Here is a 22,950-nt window from a genome sequence, read left to right on the forward strand (position 1 = left end):
TTGAAGAGCCGGCGTCATCGCGCTCGCGCCAACCGCACGCTCGAAGCGGAGACGATGAAAGGCGTTTTTCGCCAAACGGCTGACGCAGGGGCGAGACGGAGTTTCCTTATCTAGAGTTGCAGATTATTATCTAGAGGATCAGGCTCGGAGGGCGCGGTCGCGCGCCCCCGTCCGCCGTCCGGAGGTTCCCGTTTGGCCCACCCGCAAGTCCTTCGTGACATGGCGCTCTTCGTCGAGGTCGCGAAACGGAAGAGCTTCAGCCAGGCCGCTGTGGCCCTCGACGTGCCGATCTCCTCCCTCTCCCGGCGCATCACCCAGTTCGAGACCTCGATCGGCCTGCGCCTGCTCGACCGCACCACCCGCAAGCTGGTGCTGACCCCGCACGGCGAGGCCTATTACGAGCAGGCGACGCGCCTGGTGGAAGAGGCGCAGCGCACCTTCGACGAGCTGATCGCCCAGGCGAGGGGGCCGAGCGGCCTTCTCAAGATCGCGGCGCCGCCCGATCCGTGGGTGGTGCATCATCTCTCGGCCATCGCGGGGGAATATGCGCGGCTTTACGCGCAGGTGCGGGTGCATCTCGATCTCTGGCCCCATCTCGTCGACCTTGCCCAGGAGGGCTACGACCTGGCGCTCGCCGTCGGGGCGCCGCGGGAGACTTCGATGATCACCCGCAAGGTGGCGCAGCTCGAGAACGGCCTGTTCGCCGCCCCCGATTACCTCGACCGGGCCGGGCGGCCGGAGCGTCCGGCCGATCTCGCGAGGCACCAGGCCACGATGGTCGGCGTCCCCTCCGCGTCGAGCACGGCCGCGGCGAGCACCTGGCCGCTGGAGCGGGGCGAGGAGATGGTCTCGGCGCCGATCGGCCGCGCCATCTCCAGCAACAGCCAGGGCATGGCCCGTCGCCTGGCCCTCGCGGGGCACGGCATCGGCCTCCTGCAGGCGATCGACGTCGAGTCCGACGTGGAGTGCGGCCGCCTGGAGCGGGTGCTGCCCGAGTGGCAGGGCCTGCCGAGCCCGGTCTACATCGTCACGACCTCGCGGCTCTTGCCGGCCAAGACCCGCAGCTTCATCGCCTTCGCGTCGCGACAGCTCGCCGAGCAGCTGGCTCCCCGCGGCGTCACCCTGGACGAAGCCGAGCTCACTGCCCTGTACGACCTGCAGGAGGCGTGACGCGCCCCGTCCGCCGGTGCATTAGCTCGGGTGGGCGGGGCAGCGGCGTGACGGCACTCTCGGATCTCATCTTCACGGGCGGGGCACTGGCGGTGGCGGTCCCGGCCGATGCGGCGGCGGCCCTGCCGGCGGAGCGGCTGATCCTGCCGCCGGACGAGGAGGCGCGCATCGCCCGCTTCCGGCAGGCACAGGACCGTCACGAGCGGGCGGCGGCGCACGGGCTGCTGCGCCACCTGCTCGGGTCCTGGCTCGGCCGCGACCCAGGCGCGATCGTCCTCGAGCGGGACGCGGGCGGCCGGCCGTTCCTGCCCGGCACGCCCGACCTCGACTTCAATCTGAGCCACGGTGGCGGCTGGATCGCGGTCGGGCTGTCGACCTCGGGCCGGATCGGCGTCGATGTCGAGGGCGCCGCCCGGCCGGTCGATTGGGACGGCGTGGCGCCGATCTTCCTGCACCCGGCCGAACTCGCCACCTATCGCGGCCTGCCGGCCGGGGCGCGGCCGCGGCGGGCGCTGGAATTCTGGTCGGTCAAGGAGGCGTGCCTGAAGGCGACCGGCGAGGGCCTCGTCGCCGAGCCCCGCTCGGTCTGCCTGACGCAGGACGGGGCGGCTTGGCGCCTGGCGCGGGCCGGCTTGTCGCTGCTCGCGGCGTCGCGAGTCCTGCCGGACGGAGCGCGGTTCGCCTGGGCGGTGGAGGAGGGGGTGGAGGTGGCGGTCGTGGTGGCAGGCTGACCGGGAGGATCGGCAGATGCGTGACGCGGCAATCTCCCGTCTCGTCGGCAAAGACTGATCGAATCCGCATCGACGGACTTTTCGCCCTCCGGGTCGTTCCGGGCGCCGCTTCGCGGCTCCGGAATGACCTGGAGGTCGTGACGTCGTCCGGAGGGAACCTTCAGACGTAAGCGCTCATGCCGGCATTCGATTGCGGGAAGCGCTCGGCCAGGGCGCGGCGCAGCTTCTCGAGGGCGCGGTTCTCGATCTGGCGCACGCGCTCCTTGGAGATGCCGAGGCGGTGACCCAGGGCCTCCAGGGTGGCCTGGTCCTCGGCGAGGCGCCGCTCGTGCAGGATGCGCAGCTCGCGCTCGGACAGGACGGTGAGGGCTTGCCGCAGCCAGGTCAGGCGGCGCTCGCCGTCGACGGCGTCGGAGACGGTCTCGTCGGGCAGGGGAGAGGTGTCGACCAGGAAATCGACCCGCTCGGCCGAAGCCTCGCCGTCGTCGCCGACGGGGGCGTTGAGGGACATGTCGGGGCCGGAGAGACGGGCATCCATCAGCGCCACGTCCTCGCGGGAGACGCCGATGGCGGTGGCGATGCGGCGGTGGATCTCGTCGCCGACGCGCTCGTCGGTCGATTGCATCAGGCGGGCGCGCAACCGCCGGAGATTGAAGAACAATGCCTTCTGGGCCGAGGAGGTGCCGCCGCGCACGATCGACCAGTTGCGCAGGATGTAGTCCTGGATCGAGGCGCGGATCCACCAGGTCGCGTAGGTCGAGAAGCGCACGTCCCGCTCCGGCTCGAAGCGGGCGGCGGCTTCCATCAGGCCGACATGGCCTTCCTGGACCAGATCGGCCATCGGCAGCCCGTAATGGCGGAAGCGGCCCGCCAGGGCGATCACGAGCCGCATATGGGCGGCGATCAGACGGTGCAGGGCCTGCTCGTCCCGTTCGTCCTTCCAGCGCACCGCGAGGCCGCGCTCTTCTTCCCTCTCGAGGAAGGGGGCATCCATCGCAACTCGAACGAACTGCCGACGTATGCCTGCGATTTCCGCCATCCCCGCCTCCGCCGCTGTGGTGAGCGCTGTGTGTCGCGATGAGGACGATGCGCAGCGTGGAGCGCGCCCGTTACACCGCAAGGCCTGCGACAACGGCGCGACCGCACGGTCGGTTCCCGCATCGCGAAAAAATCCTCGGCGGCACGATTCTTTGGGGGATGCAATGGTGCGCGGGCTATCCTGGGGTGTCCGCAGGGGGATCGGACGGTCGGGAGCGGGGATCCGAACATGCGAAAGCCCGGCGCGATGGCCGGGCTCTCGTTCGCCTCAACGGTGGGGGAGGCTCAGGCGGCCTCGGCCTCGTCCTGGATGTCCTCGCCGTCGGCTTCGGCCTCGGCGCCCTTCGCACGGCGCGGCGACTTGGCGAGGCTCTGCTCGATGAGCTTGAGCGACTCGGTGTCGGTGATGCGGTTCACCGCCGCGATCTCGCGCACCACCCGGTCGAGGGCCGCCTCGTAGAGCTGGCGCTCGGAATAGGACTGCTCGGGCTGGGCGTCGGAGCGGAAGAGGTCGCGCACCACCTCGGTGACGGCGATCAGGTCGCCGGAATTGATCTTCGCCTCGTATTCCTGGGCCCGGCGCGACCACATCGTGCGCTTCACCCGGGCGCGGCCGGTGAGCACGTCGAGCGCCTTCTTGACCAGCTCGGGCTCGGCGAGCTTGCGCATGCCGACCGAGTTCGCCTTGGCGGTCGGGACCCGCAGGACCATCTTGTCCTTCTCGAACGACACCACGAACAGCTCGAGCTTGTAGCCGGCGATCTCCTGCTCCTCGATGGCCGTGATGCGGCCGACGCCGTGAGCCGGATACACGATCGCTTCGCCGGTCTTGAAGCCCTGCCGGGCGGCTGTCGTCTTCTTGGCGGTCGTCATGCGGGGGTGGCCTCCAGGTCACCGTTCGCGGCAATGTCCGCGACCGGATCGTTCATCCGGGTCAGGGCGCCCGGCGAAAAATACGCGCCTGCCGGACGTCCCGAGGGGCGCCCGTCAGTCCCTGTCAAACCATAGCTAAGGAACGTCCGAACGCGCTGCGGACCGCATAAGATCCACCTCGGCTGATCGCATGCCGCCTCGTCCCATCGAAAAATTCCCGCTCAATGGACGAAGGCTGCACGTCGGACGCAAGCGACGGCAATCAGGAACCTAGCACGAAGAGGCCTGAAAATCAAAAAAATTCAGGCGCCCGGCATAGCTGCGCAGGCACCTTGCACCCTGTTTCACCAGCTTGGCGGGCAGACCGCAGACCCGTCATGCGATCTCGGCAGGGATCGTTACCAACCGGCAACGATCCTCTTAGAATCGCAGGGACCCCGCCCAGACACCTGCGACGAAACCCGTTCAGTCGCCCGAGCCCGGATTGGCCGAGAAATGCGCCTCGAACTTGCCGGGCTTGCCGTCCCACTCCTTGGCGTCGGCCGGGGCGGCCTTCTTCTGGGTGATGTTGGGCCAGCTCTTCGCCATGTCGGCATTCAGCTTCAGCCAGCTCTCGAGACCCGGCTCGGTGTCGGGCTTGATCGCCTCGGCCGGGCATTCCGGCTCGCACACGCCGCAATCGATGCACTCGTCCGGCTGGATGACGAGCATGTTCTCGCCCTCGTAGAAGCAGTCGACCGGACACACCTCCACGCAGTCCATGTACTTGCACTTGATGCAGTTGTCGGTGACGACGTAGGTCATGGGCTGGTGAAACCTCGACGGCTGGGAAGGGCGCTCGGCATCGGCGCCCAGGCATGAGGGCGGGCCTTAGACCCGGGCGGGCGGGCTTGCAAGCCGCCCGTTGCAAGGCGGCCGCGTGTTGCCGGGAAGCGTCGCCTTCGCGTCACGCTTTCGCGTGGCGCTACGCTTTCCCGCAATGGCGGTCAGCCCGCCTCGTCGGGCGGCAGGGCTGCCGAGAGGTCGGCATAGAGCAGCCGGGCCTCCGGCGCCGGGCCACGCCGCTCGCCGAGATCGAGCACCCGCACCGCCGCGGTGACGTGCTGGGCCGCGACCGTGACCACATCCCCCACCGCCAACGCCTTCGACGGGGCGTCGGCCCGCTGGCCGTTCACCCGCACGAAGCCGTCGGCGATCAGGCGCGCGGCGAGCGAGCGCGTCTTGGCGAAGCGCGCGAACCACAGCCACTTGTCGAGACGCTGCCGGTCCGCGCGCATCGGGCCCCGTCAGCGCTTGTCGCCGTCCCTCGCCTCCATCTGCGCCTTGAGGGCGAGAAGCTTGGCGAAGGGGGAATCCGGGTCCGGAGCGCGCTCGCGCCGGGGCGGCCGGGCCTCGTGCATGCCGCCGTTGCGGGGGGCGCCGTCGCGCCTGTCCTGCCCGGGACGACCACCGTCGCGACCGCCCTCGCGACCGCCCGGATACGGCCCGCGCGGGGGTCGGCCGTCGCGGCGGCCCTCGCCCCGGTTCTCGCTCCCGCGGCCCTCGAAGCGGTTCTCCGGCCGGCCTTCGCCGGCGGGACGGTTCTCGCCACGATTCTCGCCCGGGCGCCGATCGCCCCAGCGCTGGCCGTCGCGGGGAGCGCGATGGGCGCGCTGCTCGGCCGGCGCTCCCTCGCCGCCCTCCGGGCGCGGATCGGGGCGCTGGAAGCCGCCGCGCGGGCGGCCGTCGCGCTGGCCCTCGCGCTGCTGGCCGTCCTGCGGCCGGCCGCGGCCCTGGTGACGGGGTGCGTGGCTGCGCTGGTGGCGGTGCATCCGCCACACCTCGATGACGATCGGCTCCGCCGGTGCGGCGGGCTCGCCCGTCGCCTCGGTGGTCTCCGCCGTCGCGGCTTCGCCGGTCTCGGTGCCCGCCGCAGCCTCGGCGCTCTCCGTGGTGGTCCCGGCCGCCTCGGCATGGGCGACCGGCGCGGCATCGGTAGCCTCGGCTTCGACCGGGGCCGGCTCCTCGGATGCGGACGCCTCGACGGACGCCTCGACCGCGGCCTCCGCAGCCGGAGCCTCGTGAGCCTCTGCGTCCCGGGCGAGCGCATCTCGCGCCGGCGCCTCGGCCGCGGGCTCCGCCGCCTCGGCCCGGACCGGCTCCGCGGCCGGGCTCTCGTCGGAGGACGCCTCGTGGGCCGCCTCGTGCTGCACGCTCTCCTCAGGCAGCGCCTCGTCGCCCGGCGCCGCCTCGGCCGTCACGGCCTCGGCCTCCGACGGCGTCTCGGACGGAGCCTCGGCGGCCTCGCCCGCCTCGTCCGAGGCCTCGCCGGCTTCCGCCGACTTCGCCTGAACCGGCACCGTGGGGGCGGCCGGGCGCAGGGCGACGGTGATGGCCGGGCCGGGCCGGCGGTCGACGACGTAGCCGAGGGACTTCAGGATCGAGGCGAAATCCTCGCCCGAGCAGCCGACCAGCGAGGTCATGCCGACGGTCGGCACGAAGCCGTCCTTGTCGGCGGCGCCCGGAGGCGGCTCGCCCGGGGTGGTGCCGGGCACGTAGGCGATCGCCGGGCGGATCAGGTCGGCCAGGCGCTCCAGGATGTCGACGCGCACGGCCCGGCCGCCGCAGACCCGGAAGCCGGCGGCGCGGTAGAGGCCCTTGGCGATCTCAGGGTCGACCGGCATCGAGGTGCGGCCGGATCCGGCGAGATGCGCGATCTCGTCGAGGCCGCGCTGGTCGAGGCCGCCATTCTGCAGGGCCCAGAGCTGTGCCGCGAGGGTGCGGGGCGCGGGCTTCAGCAGCGCCGGCATGGTGATGTGGTAGGCGCCGAAGCGCACGCCGTGCTTGCGCAGGGCCGCGCGGCCCTCCTGGTCGAGGCTGCGCATCTCGTTGAGGACCTTGGCGCGCTCCAGCACGCCGAGGGCCTCCGCGACCTGGAAGCCGATGCCGCGGGCCAGCCCCGTCAGGTCGGCCGCGGTCTCGAGCTCGAGGGCCGGCCCGAGGAGGCGCACGATATGGGCCTTGAGCCAGGCGTTCAGCCGGGTCTCGACCTTCTCGCGGGCCGGGCCCGTGAGCTGCTCGTCGGCGAGCAGCCGCAGGCCGGGGGCGTAGAGCTTCTCGCCCGGGACGAGCTTGGCGACCGGGTTGCCGGTCCAGCGGATCGTGCCGTCGTTCGAGAGCACCAGGGCCGCGTCCGCCGCGGCGGCGAACCGGTCGGCCCGCGCCTCGATCTCGCTCGCCAGCGCCTTCTCGGCGGCGCTGCGCAGGGTCTTGGCTTCCTGGCCCTCGGCGCCGGGATCCGGCACGAACTGGAACCCGTGCAGGTGGCCGACGTGCTGTCCCTCGACCGTCACGTCGCCGCCCGCGGTGATCTCAGCTTCCAACATGGTATTCTCTCTCAGGCGCCGCATCAGCACGCTGGTGCGCCGATCGACGAATCGACTCGCCAGCCGCTCGTGCAGGGCGTCGGACAGCCTGTCCTCTACCCGACGCGTCTCGCCCTGCCAATGCTCCGGGTCGGCGAGCCAGTCCGGTCTGTTCGCCACGAAGGTCCAGGTGCGCACATGGGCGATGCGCTGCGACAGGGCGTCGATGTCGCCGTCGGTGCGGTCGACCATCGCCACGTGCTGGGAAAACCAGTCGACCGGGATCCGCCCGGCCATGCCGCGCATCAGGAAGCGGAAGAGCTGGGCGATCAGGTCGGCATGGGTCTGGATCGCGGATTTGCGGTAGTCCGGCACGCCGCAGACCATCCAGAGCCGTTCCACCGCGTTGCGCGAGGTGGCGTAGGCGCGGATGTCGTCCTCCTTGGCGAGGAGGTCGAGGGCCGCTTCGTCGTCGCCGATGGGGGCCCGGGTCAGGCCGCGCTCGGTCGGGTGCTCGCCCAGGCTGCGGCGCAGGGCGTCGATCGAGCCGAAATCGAGGTCCGGGTTGCGCCATTGCAGCATCCGCAGCGGCTCGAAGGTGTGGCTCTCCAGCGCCTCGACCATCTCGGCCTCGAGCGGGGGGCAGCGCCCGGTGGTGCCGAAGGTGCCGTCGCGCAGGTGGCGCCCGGCGCGCCCCGCGATCTGCGCCATCTCGGAGGGGGAGAGGTCGCGAAAGCGCGTTCCATCGAACTTGCGGTTGGACGCGAAGGCGACGTGGTCGACGTCGAGGTTGAGCCCCATCCCGACCGCGTCGGTCGCCACGAGGTAATCGACCTCGCCGGACTGGTAGAGCTCGACCTGGGCGTTGCGGGTGCGGGGCGAGAGGGCGCCGAGCACCACTGCGGCGCCGCCGCGCTGGCGCCGCAGCAGCTCGGCGATCGCGTAGACCTCTTCGGCCGAGAACGCCACGATGGCGCTGCGATGGGGCAGGCGCGAGAGTTTGCGGCTGCCGGCGAAGCTCAGCTGCGACAGGCGCGGCCGCGTCGTGACGTGGATGCCGGGGATCAGCGACTGGACCAGGGGTTCCATCGTCGCCGAGCCGATCAGCAGCGTCTCCTCGCGGCCGCGCTGGTGCAGGAGGCGGTCGGTGAAGGTGTGGCCGCGGTCGCGGTCGGCGCCGAGCTGGATCTCGTCGATGCCGACGAAATCCACCTGGTTGTCCCGCGGCATCGCCTCGGCGGTGCAGATCCAGTAGCTCGGCCGGTTCGGCTTGATCTTCTCCTCGCCGGTGACCAGGGCGACCCGCTCGGGGCCGACCCGCTCGACCACGCGGTGATAGACCTCGCGGGCGAGGAGCCGCAGCGGCAGGCCGATCATGCCCGTCGGGTGGCCGAGCATCCGCTCGATGGCGAGGTGGGTCTTGCCGGTATTGGTAGGACCGAGCACCGCCGTGGCGCCGCGCAAGCGGGCCTGCGGAGAAAGGGAACGGCGCGTCATCGGGCTGGACTAAGATCCTCGGGGCGAGCTCCGGGGGCGGCCGCCGCACCGTCCCGATCCCGGCGCCGGGATCGTCGCGCGATCCCTTCAGCGCTCCGGGCCACGACCGCCCCGCGGCCGTGGCCCGAGCAGCGGCCTCCCGTCATATGGGGCGGGCGCGGACCGATCGCCATACGGGGATTGCTCGCCGTACGGAGAGGATGGCGCGAGACCGGGAGCGATGATCTCGATGCGGGGAGTGGGCGCCCCGCCCTGCTCCAGGTCGGCGCAGAGCGTATCGGGCACGGCCGTGAGTGGTCCCGGCGGGTTCGTGCCGATCGTGGCTGAGGAATAGGCGTCGCCGCCGCAATCGGGTCCGTTCGCGGGGTCCCGCCCGGGACCGTTCGCCAGGGCCGGGAGCGGGGCCAGCAGCAGGAGGAGGGGGAGGGCGCGTCGCACGAGCGGTGGTCGCATGGCCCTAGCGTGCGTCCGCCGGCGTCTCCGGGGCTTGCGCGGCCGCCTGCACGGTCGCGTCCGGCGCGCTGGGCCCGCCGCCGTTCTGGGCCCAGCGCGTCGCCTCGATGATGTTGAGGCCGATCTGGGTGCGCACGGCGATGCGCAGGGGGAGCAGCACCCGCGCGCCCTCGACGGGGGCGAGCCACACCGACATCTCGGTGTTCTCCTCCATGAACTTCACCCCCGGCCGGTCCGGCCGGTGGCCGGCGATCGGCTGGTAGCGGGCGTTGCAGACCAGGACCGGGCCGGCATAGCCGGGCTTCTGCACGCTGCGGGTCTCGCCGTAGCTCAGCACCACGTTGAACCGGCTCGCGCCGTCGAAGACCGGGATGGTACGGTTGCAGTTCTGCGGGTCGGTGAGATCGCCGCGCCCTTGGGCCGGCATCATCAGGGCGCTCACCGGATCGATGATCCCGCGCTTGTGCACCTCGCTGACCGTGACCCGCTCAGGGTCGGGCACCAGCGGGGGCGCGATATCGGCCGCGACCACGTTGCCGCGGGCCAGCGCCATGCGCACGGTGATCGAGGCGCTGGCGCTGTGGGAGGCGAGGGCGAAGGCGGCCGGCACCGGCCGGGCCGCCACCGTGCCGCTCGCCCGGCCCGAGCCGTAGCCGCCGGTGATCGCCCCGACGAGGCCGGTGAGGCGGGCGCTGACATCCATGGTGTAGCGCTGGCCCTGCACCGACCCGGTGACCTGCGCGGTGCCGATCGGCATCCCGGCCAGCATGATGCCGTAATCGACCGTGACGGCGGTCTCGCCGGCCTTCGGCGCGCGGCCCCGCGCGGCCTTGGCCGGCGTCGCCTCGCCGGCCGGGAGGGCGAGCCCCGCCGCGAGGGCGAGCGAGAGAAAGGCCTTGGAACGCATTGGGGGAACCGATCCCGATCACCGTCGCCCGCCACCGATGAAGCGGGGAGAATCTGGCCTCATCGTGACGCGATCAGGGTTAACGGATCGTCTCGGACTCGCGGCGGACGGCTCCGGCGGTGGACTGCGGCGGGACCCGCGCCTGAGCCTGCACCTTGACGTGACCCGCCTTCCGCCTCTATAGGCGCGTGCTTTCCAGGGACTTCGCGGGGTCCGGTTCAGGCCGGGGTGCGCAGCACGCCCGGCTCTCGCGTTGCGTGGTCCCTCTCCGCACGAAGACCAGTTGAGGATTGAAGACCATGTCGCGTCGCTGCGAGCTCACCGGTAAGGGGGTGCTCACCGGCCACCTCGTGAGCCACTCGAACCACAAGACCAAGCGCCGGTTCCTCCCGAACCTGTGCAACGTCACCCTGCTCTCCGACACGCTCGGCCGCTCGGTGCGCCTGCGCATCTCGGCCAACGCCCTGCGCTCGGTCGAGCACCGCGGCGGCCTCGATGCGTTCCTGATCAAGGCCGGCGAGACCGACCTGTCGCAGAACGCCCGCCTGCTGAAGCGCGAGATCGAGAAGAAGATCGCCGAGGCGGCCTGATCTTTCGGGCGGAGGCGCCAAGGGACTGTTCCTCACCGGGACTGCCTCTCACGCCTCCTTCGCGACGATCACGAAAAACCCCCGGATGCGCCAGCGGCGCCCGGGGGTTTTTCGCGTGGGCGGATGCAAGGGGGCGGATGCAAGGGCCGCCGCGCGGCCCCGGTGGGTGGGGCGGCTCAGCGCCGCCCGCCCGCCGCCATCCGGCGCACCGGCATCGTGCCGGCATCCTCGTCGAACAGTTCGGCCAGCTTCTCGGTCATCACGCCGCCGAGCTCCTCGGCATCGATGATGGTGACGGCCCGGCGGTAGTAGCGGGTCACGTCGTGACCGATGCCGATGGCGAGCAGCTCCACCGGCGAGCGGGTCTCGATCTCGTCGATCACGTAGCGCAGGTGGCGCTCCAGGTAGTTGCCCGGATTGACCGAGAGGGTCGAGTCGTCGACCGGGGCGCCGTCGGAGATCACCATCAGGATGCGGCGCTGCTCGGGCCGGCCGAGCAGGCGCTTGTGGGCCCAGTCCAGCGCCTCGCCGTCGATGTTCTCCTTGAGCAGGCCCTCGCGCATCATCAGGCCGAGATTCTTGCGTGCCCGGCGCCACGGCGCGTCGGCCGACTTGTAGACGATGTGGCGCAGGTCGTTGAGCCGGCCGGGGGTCGGCGGCTTGCCCGCTTGCAGCCAGGCTTCCCGTGACTGCCCGCCCTTCCAGGCCCTCGTGGTGAAGCCCAGGATCTCGACCTTGACGCCGCAGCGCTCCAGCGTGCGGGCCAGGATGTCGGCGCAGGTCGCCGCCACGGTGATCGGCCGCCCGCGCATCGAGCCCGAATTGTCGAGGAGCAGGGTGACGACCGTATCGCGGAAGTTGGTGTCCTTCTCGTGCTTGAACGAGAGCGGCTGGAACGGATCGATCACCACGCGCACCAGGCGCGCCGGGTCGAGCTGGCCCTCCTCCAGGTCGAACTCCCAGGCGCGGTTCTGCTGCGCCAGGAGCCGCCGCTGCAGGCGGTTCGCGAGGCGCCCGACCACGCCCTGGAGATGCGCGAGCTGCTTGTCGAGGTAGGAGCGCAGGCGCGCCAGCTCGTCGGCGTCGCACAGGTCCTCGGCGTGGACGACCTCGTCGTATTTCTGGGAGAACACCTTGTAGTCCGGTCCACGCGGCTCGTTCGCGCGCGGACCCGGCGGGCGCCACGATTCGGAGGCCTCCTCCGAGTCGGCGTCCTCGGCATCCTCCGGCAACTCGCCGGAGGGCGCGTCGGCGGCCTCGGTGGCGCCCTCCTCGATCTCGTCGGAGGCCTCGTCCGAGACCTCCATCTCGGCCCGGTCGCCCTGGCTCTGCTGCTCGGCCTCGCCCTCGCCGGCCTGCTGGTCGTCGGACTCGGCCTCGTTCTCGTCGTCGTTCTCGTCATCGTCGGGGTCGAGGGGGGCCTCGTCCGCCATGTCGAGGGAGGAGAGCAGGTCGCGCACCGAGCGGGCGAACGCGCGCTGGTCCTCGATGCTTCCCGTCAGACCGTCGAGGTTGCGCCCGGCCCGGTCCTCGATGAACTCGCGCCATAAGCCCACGATGCGCTGCGCCGCCGGGGGCGGAGCCTGGCCGGTCAGGCGCTCGCGCACCATCAGGGCGACGGCGTCTTCAAGGGGCGCGTCGGCCCGGTCGGTGATCTCTTCGTACTTGCCGCCGCGGTGGTAGCGGTCCTCCAGCATCGCCGTGAGGTTGCCGGCGACGCCGGCCATCCGGCGCGAGCCGATCGCCTCGACCCGGGCCTGCTCGACCGCGTCGAAGACCGCGCGGGCGGCGGCGTTCTCGGGGGCGAGGCGCCGGTGGACGGCGTTGTCGTGGCAGGCGAGGCGCAGGGCCATCGAATCGGCGTGGCCGCGCAGGATCGCGACGTCGCCGGGGGAGAGCTTGCGCGGCGGCTCGGGCAGGCGGGCTTTGTCGCCGGTGAGCGCCGGCCGGTCGGTCGCGAAGGTGACCTCGATCTCGGCCTTGCGGGCGATGGCCCGCAGCGTCCCGGCCACCGAGCGCTTCAGCGGCTCGGCGACGGACTCGCGCTTCTCGCCGGGCTTGCGGTTGGAGATGGACATGGCGAGGCTACTTCTTCAGCGAGTCGAGGTCGAAGGGGCGCAGCATCATGGTCTGCTGCGCGAGCGCCGGGGCAGATCGGTCGTCCGCCGGGCTTGCCGCCGGACGACCCTCCCGATGCCGTCAGCTCAGCGCGACGTTGACCGCGCTCTCGGGCAGCTCCTTGCCGAAGGAGCGCTGGTAGAACTCGGCCACCAGCGCCCGCTCCAGCTCGTCGCACTTATTGAGGAAGGTGACCCGGAAGGCGAAGCCGATATCGTTGAAGATGTCGGCGTTCTCGGCCCAGGTGATCACCGTACGCGGGCTCATCACGGTCGACAGGTCGCCGTTGATGAAGGCGTTGCGGGTGAGGTCGGCCACGCGCACCATCTTGTTGACGATGTCGCGCCCGCCCTCGCCGCGGTAATGCGGCGCCTTGGAGAGCACGATATCGACCTCGCGGTCGTGCGGCAGGTAGTTGAGCGTGGTGACGATCGACCAGCGGTCCATCTGGCCCTGGTTGATCTGCTGGGTGCCGTGATACAGGCCCGACGTGTCGCCGAGGCCGACCGTGTTGGCGGTGGCGAACAGCCGGAAGCCGGGATGCGGGCGGATGACGCGCTTCTGGTCGAGCAGCGTCAGGCGGCCCGACACTTCGAGCACCCGCTGGATCACGAACATCACGTCCGGCCGGCCGGCATCGTACTCGTCGAAGACGAGAGCGACGTTGTTCTGCAGCGCCCAGGGCAGGATGCCGTCCTGGAAGGCCGTCACCTGCTTGCCATCCTGCAGCACGATCGCGTCCTTGCCGACGAGATCGATGCGCGAGACGTGGCTGTCGAGGTTGATGCGCACGCAAGGCCAGTTCAGGCGGGCGGCGACCTGCTCGATATGGGTAGACTTGCCGGTGCCGTGATAGCCGGTGATCATCACCCGGCGGTTGCGGGCGAAGCCGGCCAGGATCGCCAGGGTGGTCTCGCGGTCGAACAGGTAGTCGGGGTCGAGATCCGGCACGTGCTCGTCGGTGGCCGAGAAGGCCGGCACCTCGAGGTTCGAATCGATCCCGAACACCTTGCGCACCGAGACGGTCGTGTCCGGGAGAGCGGGTGGCGTATTCTCAGCAAGCATACGGAGCCTCGTCGGGGCAGGCTTGGCCCTCCATGGGCGTCCTGCGGGTGTCGCGACGGCGCGGGGTGACCGGCGGGCGCCGCATGTCAATAATCTGCGGGGGAAGCCGGCGCAAACGTGCCTGACCCGGATATATGGGGGAGGCGCCGGGTTTCGAGCCCCTCCCGCCGCGGATCAGGGATGCGAGATCCGTGCCCATCGGATCCTCGCCCGTCCCCGGCTCAGCACAGCCCGGCGGCCCGCAGGGTGTCGTGGGCCTTGATGATGTCGCGCAGGCGGTCCTCGAACGAGCGGTCGCCGCCATTGGCGTCGGGGTGGAAGCGCTTCACCAGCACCTTGTACTGCGCCTTGATGGCGGCCGTGTCGGCGCTCTCGTCGAGGCCGAGCACGTCGAGGGCCTTGCGCACCGGGGCCGAGTAGCGCGGCGGCGGCGGCTCCGCCCGGGCGCGGCGCGAGGCCGGGCCGGCGCCCTCGCCGCGCAGGATGCCGAGCGGATCGACGTAGTCCCAGTCGCGCTGGGCTGCGTCGGGCTTCGGGCCGGCCTTCGCACCGGGATTGACGCCCATCGCCCAGGTCGGGCGATGCCCGATCACCGCGTCCTTCTGGTAGGCCTGGACGGCGGCATCGTTCATCCCGTCGAAGTAGTTGTAGGCAGCGTTGTACTCGCGCACGTGCTGCATGCAGAAGCGCCAGTACTGGCCCTCCTGCTTGCGCCCCTTGGGCGCCTTGTGCAGCCCGGGCTGGGTGCAGCCCGGCCGTTCGCAGGCCGGACCTTCGGCCTTCTTCGGCTCGTCGCAGGAGGGCCGGATGCGGATGCGGTCGAACAGGGGCGAGTTCAGATCCATGACGGGGCGATTATGAGGGGCGGCGGGGCGGGCACAAGGCCTTCGGGCCTGATGCCGCAGGCGGAACCGAACGGCTTGACGGGGACAGCCCGCTCCGGTCAGTCGAGCCGAAGCAGGTTAAGGACGGGTGCGCGATGAGCCTGGGCGACTGGATCAGGACGACGCTGGAGGAGCGGCTGGCGCCGACGGCGCTCAGCGTCGTCGACGAATCACACCAGCATGCCGGCCATTCCGGCTGGCGGGAGGGGGGGAAACTCATTTCCGGCTGGATGTGGTGTCGGCCGCCTTCGAGGGAAAGAGTCGGGTCGAGCGCCACCGCATGGTGAACGCGCTCCTCGACGACGCCTTCAAGCGCGGCCTGCACGCCCTGGCCCTGCGGGCTCGGACGCCGGGCGAGGCGGGATAGGCTCGGGCGATCCCCGGCCCGGATCGACGGGAACGATCTGCCCGAACACCGGCTCCCGCGGCGCGAAGGCGTACACCCCTGTCGCAGCCAGCAGCGCCAGGCCGTAGGCCAGGAACAGCCGGCCGTAGAGCGCGTCCGGGGCGAGCCCGCCGGTGCCCAGCACGAACAGGGCGGAGAATCCCTGCGCTGCCGCCGCCCCGCCCATGAAGACGATGTTCATGAGGGCGACGCCGCGCCCGAGCAGGGGGGCGGGGAAGAACCGCCGGGCATGGGCCATCAGGATCCCGTAGCTCAGGCCCGCCGCGCCGATCAGCGCCAGCAGGGCGACCGCCAGCGCCGTGGAGCCGCCGCCGAACAGGCCGAGGCCCGAGAGGGCCAGGCCGGTGACGAGGCAGCCACCGAGCGCCGTGCGCTTCGGGTCGCGCACCAGGCGCTCCAGCGGCCCGTAGCCGATGGCGCCCATCGCCATCGCGGCGCTCATGGCGAGGGTGCCGTTGCCGCGCTGGAGCGCGCCGAGGCCGTGGACGCTGCCGAGATAGGAGCCGACCCAGAGCGACCGGGTGGCGATCACGACGGCGTAGCTGACGAAGACCACGGGGAAGACCGGCCACAGGGCCCGCATCCGCGCGACCTCGGCGAAGCCGCGCCAGACGGAGGTCCGCGGCGGGTCGGCGAGGCGCGGCGGATCGACGATCAGCCACAGGACCAGCCCGGCCGCCAGCAGGGTGACGGCGCAGAGCCCGAACAGGATCGCGCGCCAGCCGAAGGCGTGGCTCGCCAGCGCCAGCGGGGTCGAGCCGAGAAGGTCGCCCGCCGTGCCGAAGCCGATCATCAGCGAGGACAGCATGGCGAAGCGCTCAGGGGGATAGACCCGCCCGAACAGGTAGAGCCCGCCCATCAGGGCCGGCGCGCAGCCCAGCCCGATCAGCGCCATCGCGGCCGCGGCGCCGGCGAAGCCCTGGGCAAGGCCGAGGCAGGCCGTGCCGAGGGCGGCGGCGACCAGGAACCCCGACACGGTGCGCCGCGGCCCGATCCGGTCGAGGAGGAGCCCGGTCGGCACCTGGCCCACCGCGAAGGCCAGGAACCAGCCCGCCGACAGGAGCGCGAGGTCCGAGGGCTGAAGGCCGAGGTCGGGCCCGAGATCGGGCGCGACCATCGCCAGGAAGCCGCGGTCGAACTGGCTGATCGTGTAGGTGAGCAGCAGGACCAGGAAGGATGTCACGGTCCTGCCGCCCCTTTTCTGTATGGCTACTTGATGCGTTCGAGCACGCTGACGTAGTTCGCCACCGCGACGCCGCCCATGTTGAACACGCCGGCCAGCGTCGCGTCCGGGATCTGCATGCCGCCGGCCTCGCCGCAGAGCTGCATCGCCGAGAGGGCGTGCATCGACACGCCGGTGGCGCCGATCGGGTGGCCCTTGGCCTTCAGCCCGCCGGACGGGTTGACCGGCAGCTTGCCCTCCTTGGTGGTCCAGCCCTCGCGGATCGCGTCGGCGCCGCGGCCCTCCTTGGTCAGGCCCATCGCCTCGTACTCGATGAGTTCCGCGACCGTGAAGCAGTCGTGCGTCTCGACCAGCGACAGGTCGTCGAGGGTGATGCCGGCCTGAGCCAGCGCACGGGCCCACGCGGTGGCGGCACCCTCGAACTTCAGCACGTCGCGCTTCGACATCGGCAGGAAGTCCTGCGCGTGGGCGGTGGCCCGGAAGGCCACGGCACGGCGCATGCGGAGCGCCGTCTCGGTGTCGGCGAGCACCACGGCGGCGGCGCCGTCCGAGACCAGCGAGCAGTCGGTGCGCTTCAGCGGGCCGGCGACGAAGGGGTTCTTGTCCGATTCGGTGCGGCAGAACTCGAAGCCGAGGTCCTTGCGCATCTGCGCGTAGGGGTTCTGGACGCCGTTATGGTGGTTCTTGGCGGCGATCATGGCGAGCGCGTCGGACTGGTCGCCGTGGCGCTGGAAATAGGCGCCGGCGATGTTGCCGAACACGCCAGCGAAGCCCGCCGGGTTGTCGCCGTCCTCCGGCAGGTAGGAGGCCTTGAGCAGGGTGCGGCCGATCTCGGGGCCGGGCGTGCGGGTCATCTGCTCGACGCCGACCACCAGCACCACCCGGGCACGCTTCGCCTCGATGGTCTTGATGCCCTGATGCACCGCCGCGGAGCCGGTGGCGCAGGCATTCTCGACCCGGGTCGCCGGCTTGAACCGGAACCCGTCATCGGCCTGGAGCACCAGGGAGGCGGTGAAGTCCTGCGGGGTGAAGCCGGCATTGTAGTGGCCGAGCACGATCTCGTCGACGTCCTGCGGGCCGATCCCCGCATGGGCCAGCGCCTCGTTGGCGACGCGGACGATCAGGCTCTCGACGGTCTCGGAATCGTGCTTGCCGAAGGGCGTGTGGCTCCAGCCGACGATGCAGGCGGTCATGGTTCTCTCCTCCCGTGTTTGCGGTGCAATGTGCGCAACGGAAGGGCGGCCTGCAAGCGCCCGTCACGCATCCTCGGCGCGGAATCGCGCATAGCCGGAGGCCCGCAACGCGCAGGCCGGGCAGGTGCCGCAGCCATGGCCCCAGGCGTGCAGGGCGCCGCGCTCGCCGAGGTAGCAGGTATGGCTCTCGCGCACGATGAGGTCGACCAGGGGCTCGCCGCCGAGGTCGCGGGCCATCCGCCAGGTCGCGGCCTTGTCGATCCACATCAGGGGCGTATGCAGCACGAAGCGGCGCTCCATGCCGAGATTGAGCGCGACCTGCAGCGCCTTGATCGTGTCGTCGCGGCAATCGGGATACCCGGAAAAGTCCGTCTCGCACATGCCGCCGACGATGTGGCGCAGGCCCCGGCGATAGGCCAAGGCCGCCGCGAAGGTGAGAAAGACGAGGTTCCGGCCCGGCACGAAGGTATTGGGCAGGCCGCCCGCCTCCATGGCGATGGCGGTCTCCCGGGTCAGCGCGGTCTCGGAGACCGCGCCGAGGGCATCGAGGCTCAGCGTGTGGTCGTCGCCGAGGCGTCCGGCGAAGGCCGGCACGATCCGGGCCAGCTCCGCCCTCAGGGTCTCGCGGCATTCGAGCTCGATCCGGTGGCGCTGGCCGTAATCGAAGCCGAGGGTCTCGACGTGGGAAAAGCGGTCGAGGGCCCAGGCGAGGCAGGTGGCGGAATCCTGCCCGCCGGAGAACAGCACCAGGGCGCCGTCGGACAACATCATGCGGGCTCCACGAGAAAGGGCGGCCCCATTGTCGGTGCCGCCCTCTCATATAAGCCCGTCGCGCCGGGTCGGCCTACTGGCCCCGCGCCCTACTGGCCCTGCGCCTGGCCGTTGCCCTGGTTCTTGTTGGCGTTGTGGTGGCCCACCGCGCAGCCGGCCGCGGCTCCGGCCTTGCCGTGCCCGACCGCCTTGCCGGCCAGGCCCCCGACGATGGCGCCCTTGATGCAGCCCTTCGCCTCGGCCTGGTGCGGCACCGCGACGGCCGAGACCGCGAGGAGGCCGGCGGCGAGGAGGGAAGCGGAACGGATCATGAGGATCTCCCGTGGCTATGTGAGACCCTCAACCGTTGATCGAGAAGAGCGTTCCGAAGCCGGATCCCAGGGCAATCGGGTGAATGCGGGAGGTGACAAGGACCGGAAGCTCTGAATCGGTCGTCCGCCACGACGTGGTTTAGGAGGCGGGCGATGGACGAGGCGAGCGAGCCGGTAGCGGCGGTGTTCGAGGCGACGGTGTTTCTCGATCATTTCGCGGACCTGCCCGATCCGCGCCAGCCCGGCAAAGTCGCCTATCGCCTGGACGAGGTTCTGCTGCTGGCGTTGCTGGCCATCCTGGCGGGGGCTGAAGGCTTCACCGATATCGCCCGGTTCGGTCACACGAAACTCGACCTTCTGCGCCGATTTCTGCCGTTCCGGAACGGCACGCCGAGCCACGATCATCTCGGTGACATCTTCGCGGCGCTCGATCCCGTCGCATTTCGACGCTGCTTTGCGGCCTGGGCCGCGACGCTGACGCAAACGCCGCTCGACGTGATCGCGATCGACGGCAAGACCTCGCGGCGCTCGGGCCGGGCCGGTGCGCGAGATGCCCTTCACGTCGTCTCCGCCTTCGCCGCACGCCAGCGGTTGGTGCTGGCCCAGACCAAGGTGAGCGGAAAGTCCAACGAGATCGCGGTAATCCCGGCCCTGCTCGACCTCCTGTCGATCGAGGGGGCGATCGTCACCATCGATGCGATGGGCTGCCAGCGTGCCATCGCCCACAAGATCCTCGACAAGAAGGCCGACTATGTCCTGGCGCTCAAGGGCAACCAGGGCACGCTGCACGAGGACGTCACGCTCTTCGTCGAGGAACAGAAAGCTCGGGACTTTGCCGATTGCACCGTCAGCACGCACGAGACCGTCGAGGGCGATCACGGGCGGATCGAGACCCGGCGCGTGACTGTCATCCATCAGGTCGCCTGGCTCCAGGCGCGCCACGCCTGGCCGGGGTTGAAGAGCCTCATCGTCGTCGACAGCACCCGTGACTTGAGCACCCGTGACCCGGTAAACAGGATCGAGCGTGAGACGCGCTGCTATCTGACCTCGTCACCGCTCGGCGCCGACCGCCTCGGGCCTGCCGTCCGGCAGCATTGGGCGATCGAGAACGGCCTGCATTGGATCCTCGACGTCACCTTCCACGACGATCAGTCTCGCATCCGTACTGCTCATGCCCCCGAGAACATGCTGACGGTCCGCCACATCGCGGTGAACGTCGCAGCCCGCAAAAAGGGCAAGGATTCCATGCGCCTCGCCCTCAAAACCGCAGGCTGGGACGACGACTACCTCGTCAGGCTCGTCGCACCATGACCCTTCACCCGATTGCCCTGAGCCGGATCCGTTCCGGCGTTGACGTTCCGCGCGCTCGCGTCTATAGACCGCGGCTCGCGGACCTGCGGGCTTTCGCCCGGCGGGTTGCCCGTGCTTCCATGCCCTGACACGCGACGCCACGATCCCGCCGGGATCGCTCGGGCCTCGCTTTTTTGAATGAGGAACGCCGATGGCCAACACCGTGTCGGCCAAGAAGATGACCCGTAAGATCGCCAAGCGCACGGCGATCAACCGCTCGCGCCGCAGCCGCATGCGCACCTTCATCCGCAAGGTCGAGGAGGCGATCGAGTCCGGCGATCACGGCACCGCCCTGACCGCTCTGCGCAGCGCCGAGCCGGAGATCATGCGCGCGTCCCAGAAGGGAATCGTGCACAAGAACACCGCCTCGCGGAAGGTCTCGCGCCTCGCCGCCCGCGTGAAGGGCCTGCAGGCCGCCCAGGCGTAACGCCTTTCCCGAGGGCTGAGCGCCGCTCAGGTGCTGCCGGCCCGAGGGACGAGAGGAAATGGCCCGGCTTCGCGCCGGGCTTTTTCGTGTCCGGAAAGCTCTTTTGCGGTTCCGGGTTGTGCCGGCATGGCCTGCGAACTAACGTTGCGGCAGCCAGCCAGCCCGAAGGCCCTCCCGCATGGTCACCCGCGTCGCCACCGTCGCCTTCGAGGGGATCGAGGCGCGCGCCGTCGACGTGCAGGTGCAGATCACGCCCGGCGCGGTCGCCTTCAACGTGGTCGGCCTGCCCGACAAGGCGGTAGCGGAATCCCGCGAGCGGGTGCGCTCGGCCCTGATCGCCTCCGGCTTGGCGCTGCCGGCCAAGCGCATCACCGTCAACCTCGCGCCTGCCGACCTGCCGAAGGAAGGCTCGCATTACGACCTGCCGATCGCCCTCGGGGTGATGTGCGCGATCGGCGCCCTGCCGGCGGACGCGCTCTCCGGCTACTGCGTGCTCGGCGAGCTGGCCCTCGACGGCAGCCTCACGGCGGTGGCCGGCGTGCTGCCGGCCGCCATGGCGGCCAATGCCCGCGGCCTCGGCCTGATCTGCCCGGCGGCGAGCGGCCCGGAGGCCGCCTGGGCCGCCGGCGACATGGACGTGCTGGCGCCGCGCTCGCTGATCCAGCTCGCCAACCACGTCAAGGGCAGCCAGGTGATGGCCCGCCCGGTGCCGGCGGTGGCCGCCCCCGCCGGTCCGCTGCCGGACCTGCGCGAGATCAAGGGCCAGGAGGGCGCCAAGCGCGTCCTGGAGATCGCGGCCTCGGGCGGCCACAACCTCTTGATGAACGGCCCGCCCGGGGCCGGCAAGTCGATGCTCGCCGCCCGGCTCCCCTCGATCCTGCCGCCGCTCGGGCCGCGCGAGCTGCTCGAAGTCTCGATGATCCAGTCGGTGGCCGGCACGCTGAAGGACGGCGCGCTGTCGAACCGCCGGCCGTTCCGCGCGCCCCACCACTCGGCCTCGATGGCGGCCCTCGTCGGCGGCGGCATCGGCGCCCGGCCGGGGGAGGTATCGCTCGCCCATGGCGGCGTGCTCTTCCTCGACGAGCTGCCGGAATTCAACGGCCAGGTGCTCGATTCCCTGCGCCAGCCCCTCGAGACCGGGACGGTGATGATCGCGCGCGCCAACCACCGGGTGACCTATCCGGCCCGGTTCCAGCTCGTCGCGGCAATGAATCCGTGTCGCTGCGGCCAGGCGACGGAGCCGGGCTTCGCCTGCCGGCGCGGCCCCAACGAGCGCTGCGTCGCGCAGTACCAGGCCCGGCTCTCCGGCCCGCTCCTCGACCGGATCGATTTGCAGATCGAGGTGCCGGCGGTCACCGCGGCCGACCTGATCCTGCCGCCGCCGGAGGAAGGCTCGGCGGAGGCCGCGGCCCGGGTCGCCGCGGCGCGCACCCGCCAGGAGCGGCGCTATGCGGAAGCCGGCCAGCCCCCCGGCACCACCAACGCCTCCTGCCCGGCAACCCTGATCGAGGAGGCGGCGCGGCCCGACGCCGAGGGCATGGCGCTGATCCGCGACGCCGCCGACGCGATGCGGCTCTCTGCCCGCGGCTTCCACCGAGTCCTGCGCGTCGCCCGGACCCTCGCCGATCTCGATGGCGAGGCGCGGGTGCGCCGGCTCCACCTTGCCGAGGCCCTGTCCTACCGCAGCCGCTCGGACCGGCGCCCGGCCGCCGCATGAGGCATCGCGGTTAACGGTACGTTGCCGCCTTCCGTCGAAATCGTCCGGTCCGCCATAGGCGCCGCTAAGCCACTTTCCCCACTCATCTTTCAGTTCCACCCGCCACTCTCGCGCATCGATGCGTGCCCTGGAGGATGCGGGATGGTGTGGCTCTGCGCGGTGATCGGTCTCGGGGCCGCCTTCGCCTGGCTGGCGGCGCGCTGGAGCGGCCATCGCCGGATCCAGCGACGGCGCGAGGGCGAAGTCGAGCGCCTGCACGATCTCGTCTGGCGCACCTCCGAGAGCGAGGAGCGCTATCGCAGCCTCGTCGAGGCGCAGATCGAGCTCGTCGTCCAGCGCGACGCGGAAGGCCGCATCACCTTCGCCAATCAGGGCTTCGCGGCCCTGCTCGGCACCACCCCGGAGGCGCTCCTGGGCACCACCCGGGAGGCCGAGGTGGTGGAGCGGGGCGAGATGCGCCAGCGCGCCGACGGGGCTCGCCTGGTCGACCTCGCGATCCTGCCGGCCGGCGGCGGCCCCCTGCGCTGGTTCGCCTTCGTGGAGACCGTGACGTCGGGGCGCGACGGGCGGGCCGAGGTGCTGCGGGCGGGCCGGGACGTCACCGAGCGGGTCGAATCCGCCCGCTCCCTCGAGGAGGCCCGCAGCCGGGCCGAGGCCGCGAGCGTGGCGAAGTCGCGCTTCCTCGCCAGCGTCAGCCACGAGTTCCGCACGCCGCTCAACGGCATCATGGGCATGGCCGACCTGATGCTCGAAACGCCCCTGAGCCCGGAGCAGCGCACCTATGCGGAGGCGGTGAAGACCTCCGGCGAGGCGCTGCTCTCGCTCATCGACGGCATCCTCGACTTCTCCAAGATCGAGGCCGGGCGCCTCGACCTCGCGGCAGAGCCGTTCGACCCGGCGGCCCTGGTCGAGAGCGTCGTGG

20 protein-coding genes and 1 pseudogene (1 of these 21 running past the window's edge) are annotated in these 22,950 nt (G+C 71.1%); 8 read left to right on the forward strand and 13 right to left on the reverse strand.

Going from position 1 to position 22,950, the window contains the following annotated elements:
* Positions 1-219 precede the first annotated feature (219 nt).
* Positions 220-1,170: a LysR family transcriptional regulator gene (locus tag DA075_RS14345; protein WP_232388282.1), complete on the forward strand. Its 951-nt coding sequence runs from the start codon at positions 220-222 to the stop codon at positions 1,168-1,170.
* A 47-nt stretch (positions 1,171-1,217) separates the two neighbouring features.
* Positions 1,218-1,901 carry a 4'-phosphopantetheinyl transferase family protein gene (locus DA075_RS14350; protein ID WP_244936577.1) on the forward strand — a complete coding sequence of 228 codons (684 nt, stop codon included), beginning with the start codon at positions 1,218-1,220 and terminating at the stop codon, positions 1,899-1,901.
* A 160-nt stretch (positions 1,902-2,061) separates the two neighbouring features.
* On the opposite strand, the gene DA075_RS14355 is transcribed toward DA075_RS14350, so the two are convergent.
* The 6 genes from DA075_RS14355 to DA075_RS14385 form a co-directional block, all read right to left on the reverse strand.
* Positions 2,062-2,940: an RNA polymerase factor sigma-32 gene (locus DA075_RS14355; RefSeq protein ID WP_099953811.1), complete on the reverse strand. Its 879-nt coding sequence runs from the start codon at positions 2,938-2,940 to the stop codon at positions 2,062-2,064.
* 284 nt (positions 2,941-3,224) lie between these two features.
* A complete protein-coding gene (locus DA075_RS14360; RefSeq protein WP_099953812.1) occupies positions 3,225-3,812 on the reverse strand; it encodes a CarD family transcriptional regulator in 588 nt (195 codons plus the stop codon).
* A gap of 465 nt (positions 3,813-4,277) precedes the next feature.
* Positions 4,278-4,616, reverse strand: coding sequence for a ferredoxin FdxA (gene fdxA, locus DA075_RS14365; RefSeq protein ID WP_048445664.1), 339 nt, complete (start codon positions 4,614-4,616; stop codon positions 4,278-4,280).
* Between the two features lie 182 nt (positions 4,617-4,798).
* Positions 4,799-5,089 (reverse strand): RNA-binding S4 domain-containing protein, encoded by a 291-nt coding sequence (locus DA075_RS14370; RefSeq protein WP_099953813.1) that lies wholly within the window; start codon positions 5,087-5,089, stop codon positions 4,799-4,801.
* Positions 5,090-5,098: 9 nt separating this feature from the next.
* Entirely contained in the window at positions 5,099-8,653 is a 3,555-nt protein-coding gene (locus tag DA075_RS14375; protein ID WP_099953814.1) for a helicase-related protein, read from the reverse strand.
* Positions 8,654-9,110: 457 nt separating this feature from the next.
* Positions 9,111-10,013, reverse strand: coding sequence for a DUF3108 domain-containing protein (locus DA075_RS14385; RefSeq protein ID WP_099953816.1), 903 nt, complete (start codon positions 10,011-10,013; stop codon positions 9,111-9,113).
* A 299-nt stretch (positions 10,014-10,312) separates the two neighbouring features.
* Here DA075_RS14385 and rpmB point away from each other — a divergent pair, with 299 nt between their 5' ends.
* Positions 10,313-10,603: a 50S ribosomal protein L28 gene (rpmB, locus tag DA075_RS14390; RefSeq protein ID WP_099953817.1), complete on the forward strand. Its 291-nt coding sequence runs from the start codon at positions 10,313-10,315 to the stop codon at positions 10,601-10,603.
* A 176-nt stretch (positions 10,604-10,779) separates the two neighbouring features.
* Here the strand turns inward: rpmB and cobT are convergent, their stop codons facing one another.
* The 3 genes from cobT to DA075_RS14405 all read right to left on the reverse strand — a co-directional run bounded on the left by cobT (position 10,780) and on the right by DA075_RS14405 (position 14,631).
* On the reverse strand, positions 10,780-12,681 hold the full coding sequence (gene cobT, locus DA075_RS14395; protein WP_099953818.1) for a cobaltochelatase subunit CobT: 1,902 nt from the start codon (positions 12,679-12,681) through the stop codon (positions 10,780-10,782).
* Between the two features lie 121 nt (positions 12,682-12,802).
* On the reverse strand, positions 12,803-13,786 hold the full coding sequence (cobS, locus tag DA075_RS14400) for a cobaltochelatase subunit CobS (protein ID WP_099953819.1): 984 nt from the start codon (positions 13,784-13,786) through the stop codon (positions 12,803-12,805).
* Positions 13,787-14,007: 221 nt separating this feature from the next.
* On the reverse strand, positions 14,008-14,631 hold the full coding sequence (locus DA075_RS14405) for a J domain-containing protein (RefSeq protein ID WP_099953820.1): 624 nt from the start codon (positions 14,629-14,631) through the stop codon (positions 14,008-14,010).
* Between the two features lie 134 nt (positions 14,632-14,765).
* Between DA075_RS14405 and DA075_RS14410 the strand changes: the two are divergent.
* A pseudogene (locus DA075_RS14410) lies at positions 14,766-15,037 on the forward strand (BolA family protein).
* Here DA075_RS14410 and DA075_RS14415 read toward each other — a convergent pair.
* From DA075_RS14415 to DA075_RS14430, 4 genes are all read right to left on the reverse strand, one after another.
* The gene (locus tag DA075_RS14415; RefSeq protein WP_099953821.1) at positions 14,979-16,259 is read right to left on the reverse strand and encodes an MFS transporter; all 1,281 of its coding nucleotides are present in this window, start codon (positions 16,257-16,259) and stop codon (positions 14,979-14,981) included. The pseudogene DA075_RS14410 and the gene DA075_RS14415 sit on opposite strands and share 59 nt — an antisense overlap.
* Positions 16,260-16,285: 26 nt before the next feature.
* A complete protein-coding gene (locus tag DA075_RS14420) occupies positions 16,286-17,452 on the reverse strand; it encodes an acetyl-CoA acetyltransferase (protein ID WP_099953822.1) in 1,167 nt (388 codons plus the stop codon).
* A 63-nt stretch (positions 17,453-17,515) separates the two neighbouring features.
* Positions 17,516-18,223 (reverse strand): 7-cyano-7-deazaguanine synthase QueC, encoded by a 708-nt coding sequence (queC, locus tag DA075_RS14425; RefSeq protein ID WP_099953823.1) that lies wholly within the window; start codon positions 18,221-18,223, stop codon positions 17,516-17,518.
* A gap of 89 nt (positions 18,224-18,312) precedes the next feature.
* Positions 18,313-18,534 (reverse strand): hypothetical protein, encoded by a 222-nt coding sequence (locus tag DA075_RS14430; RefSeq protein ID WP_099953824.1) that lies wholly within the window; start codon positions 18,532-18,534, stop codon positions 18,313-18,315.
* 153 nt (positions 18,535-18,687) lie between these two features.
* Here DA075_RS14430 and DA075_RS14435 point away from each other — a divergent pair, with 153 nt between their 5' ends.
* From DA075_RS14435 to DA075_RS14450, 4 genes are all read left to right on the forward strand, one after another.
* Positions 18,688-19,845: an ISAs1 family transposase gene (locus tag DA075_RS14435; RefSeq protein ID WP_167456062.1), complete on the forward strand. Its 1,158-nt coding sequence runs from the start codon at positions 18,688-18,690 to the stop codon at positions 19,843-19,845.
* Between the two features lie 190 nt (positions 19,846-20,035).
* Entirely contained in the window at positions 20,036-20,311 is a 276-nt protein-coding gene (gene rpsT / locus DA075_RS14440) for a 30S ribosomal protein S20 (protein ID WP_099953825.1), read from the forward strand.
* A 178-nt stretch (positions 20,312-20,489) separates the two neighbouring features.
* Positions 20,490-22,028: a YifB family Mg chelatase-like AAA ATPase gene (locus tag DA075_RS14445; protein WP_099953826.1), complete on the forward strand. Its 1,539-nt coding sequence runs from the start codon at positions 20,490-20,492 to the stop codon at positions 22,026-22,028.
* Between the two features lie 141 nt (positions 22,029-22,169).
* Positions 22,170-22,950 carry the 5' end (the start) of an ATP-binding protein gene (locus DA075_RS14450; protein WP_099953827.1) on the forward strand. Its footprint extends 1,244 nt past the window's final position, so only the first 781 of its 2,025 coding nucleotides appear in the window; its start codon is at positions 22,170-22,172; its stop codon lies off the right edge, out of view.

The sequence above is a fragment of the Methylobacterium currus genome (assembly GCF_003058325.1).
Classification (GTDB): Bacteria; Pseudomonadota; Alphaproteobacteria; order Rhizobiales; family Beijerinckiaceae; genus Methylobacterium; species Methylobacterium currus.

Coding starts and splice junctions, on each gene's coding strand:
- DA075_RS14345 (WP_232388282.1), top strand. CDS start 220: ATGGCGCTCTTCGTCGAGGTCGCGAAACGGAAGAGCTTCAGCCAGGCC.
- DA075_RS14355 (WP_099953811.1), bottom strand. CDS start 2,940: ATGGCGGAAATCGCAGGCATACGTCGGCAGTTCGTTCGAGTTGCGATG.
- DA075_RS14360 (WP_099953812.1), bottom strand. CDS start 3,812: ATGACGACCGCCAAGAAGACGACAGCCGCCCGGCAGGGCTTCAAGACC.
- fdxA (WP_048445664.1), bottom strand. CDS start 4,616: ATGACCTACGTCGTCACCGACAACTGCATCAAGTGCAAGTACATGGAC.
- DA075_RS14370 (WP_099953813.1), bottom strand. CDS start 5,089: ATGCGCGCGGACCGGCAGCGTCTCGACAAGTGGCTGTGGTTCGCGCGC.
- DA075_RS14375 (WP_099953814.1), bottom strand. CDS start 8,653: ATGACGCGCCGTTCCCTTTCTCCGCAGGCCCGCTTGCGCGGCGCCACG.
- DA075_RS14385 (WP_099953816.1), bottom strand. CDS start 10,013: ATGCGTTCCAAGGCCTTTCTCTCGCTCGCCCTCGCGGCGGGGCTCGCC.
- rpmB (WP_099953817.1), top strand. CDS start 10,313: ATGTCGCGTCGCTGCGAGCTCACCGGTAAGGGGGTGCTCACCGGCCAC.
- cobT (WP_099953818.1), bottom strand. CDS start 12,681: ATGTCCATCTCCAACCGCAAGCCCGGCGAGAAGCGCGAGTCCGTCGCC.
- cobS (WP_099953819.1), bottom strand. CDS start 13,786: ATGCTTGCTGAGAATACGCCACCCGCTCTCCCGGACACGACCGTCTCG.
- DA075_RS14405 (WP_099953820.1), bottom strand. CDS start 14,631: ATGGATCTGAACTCGCCCCTGTTCGACCGCATCCGCATCCGGCCCTCC.
- DA075_RS14420 (WP_099953822.1), bottom strand. CDS start 17,452: ATGACCGCCTGCATCGTCGGCTGGAGCCACACGCCCTTCGGCAAGCAC.
- queC (WP_099953823.1), bottom strand. CDS start 18,223: ATGATGTTGTCCGACGGCGCCCTGGTGCTGTTCTCCGGCGGGCAGGAT.
- DA075_RS14430 (WP_099953824.1), bottom strand. CDS start 18,534: ATGATCCGTTCCGCTTCCCTCCTCGCCGCCGGCCTCCTCGCGGTCTCG.
- DA075_RS14435 (WP_167456062.1), top strand. CDS start 18,688: ATGGACGAGGCGAGCGAGCCGGTAGCGGCGGTGTTCGAGGCGACGGTG.
- rpsT (WP_099953825.1), top strand. CDS start 20,036: ATGGCCAACACCGTGTCGGCCAAGAAGATGACCCGTAAGATCGCCAAG.
- DA075_RS14445 (WP_099953826.1), top strand. CDS start 20,490: ATGGTCACCCGCGTCGCCACCGTCGCCTTCGAGGGGATCGAGGCGCGC.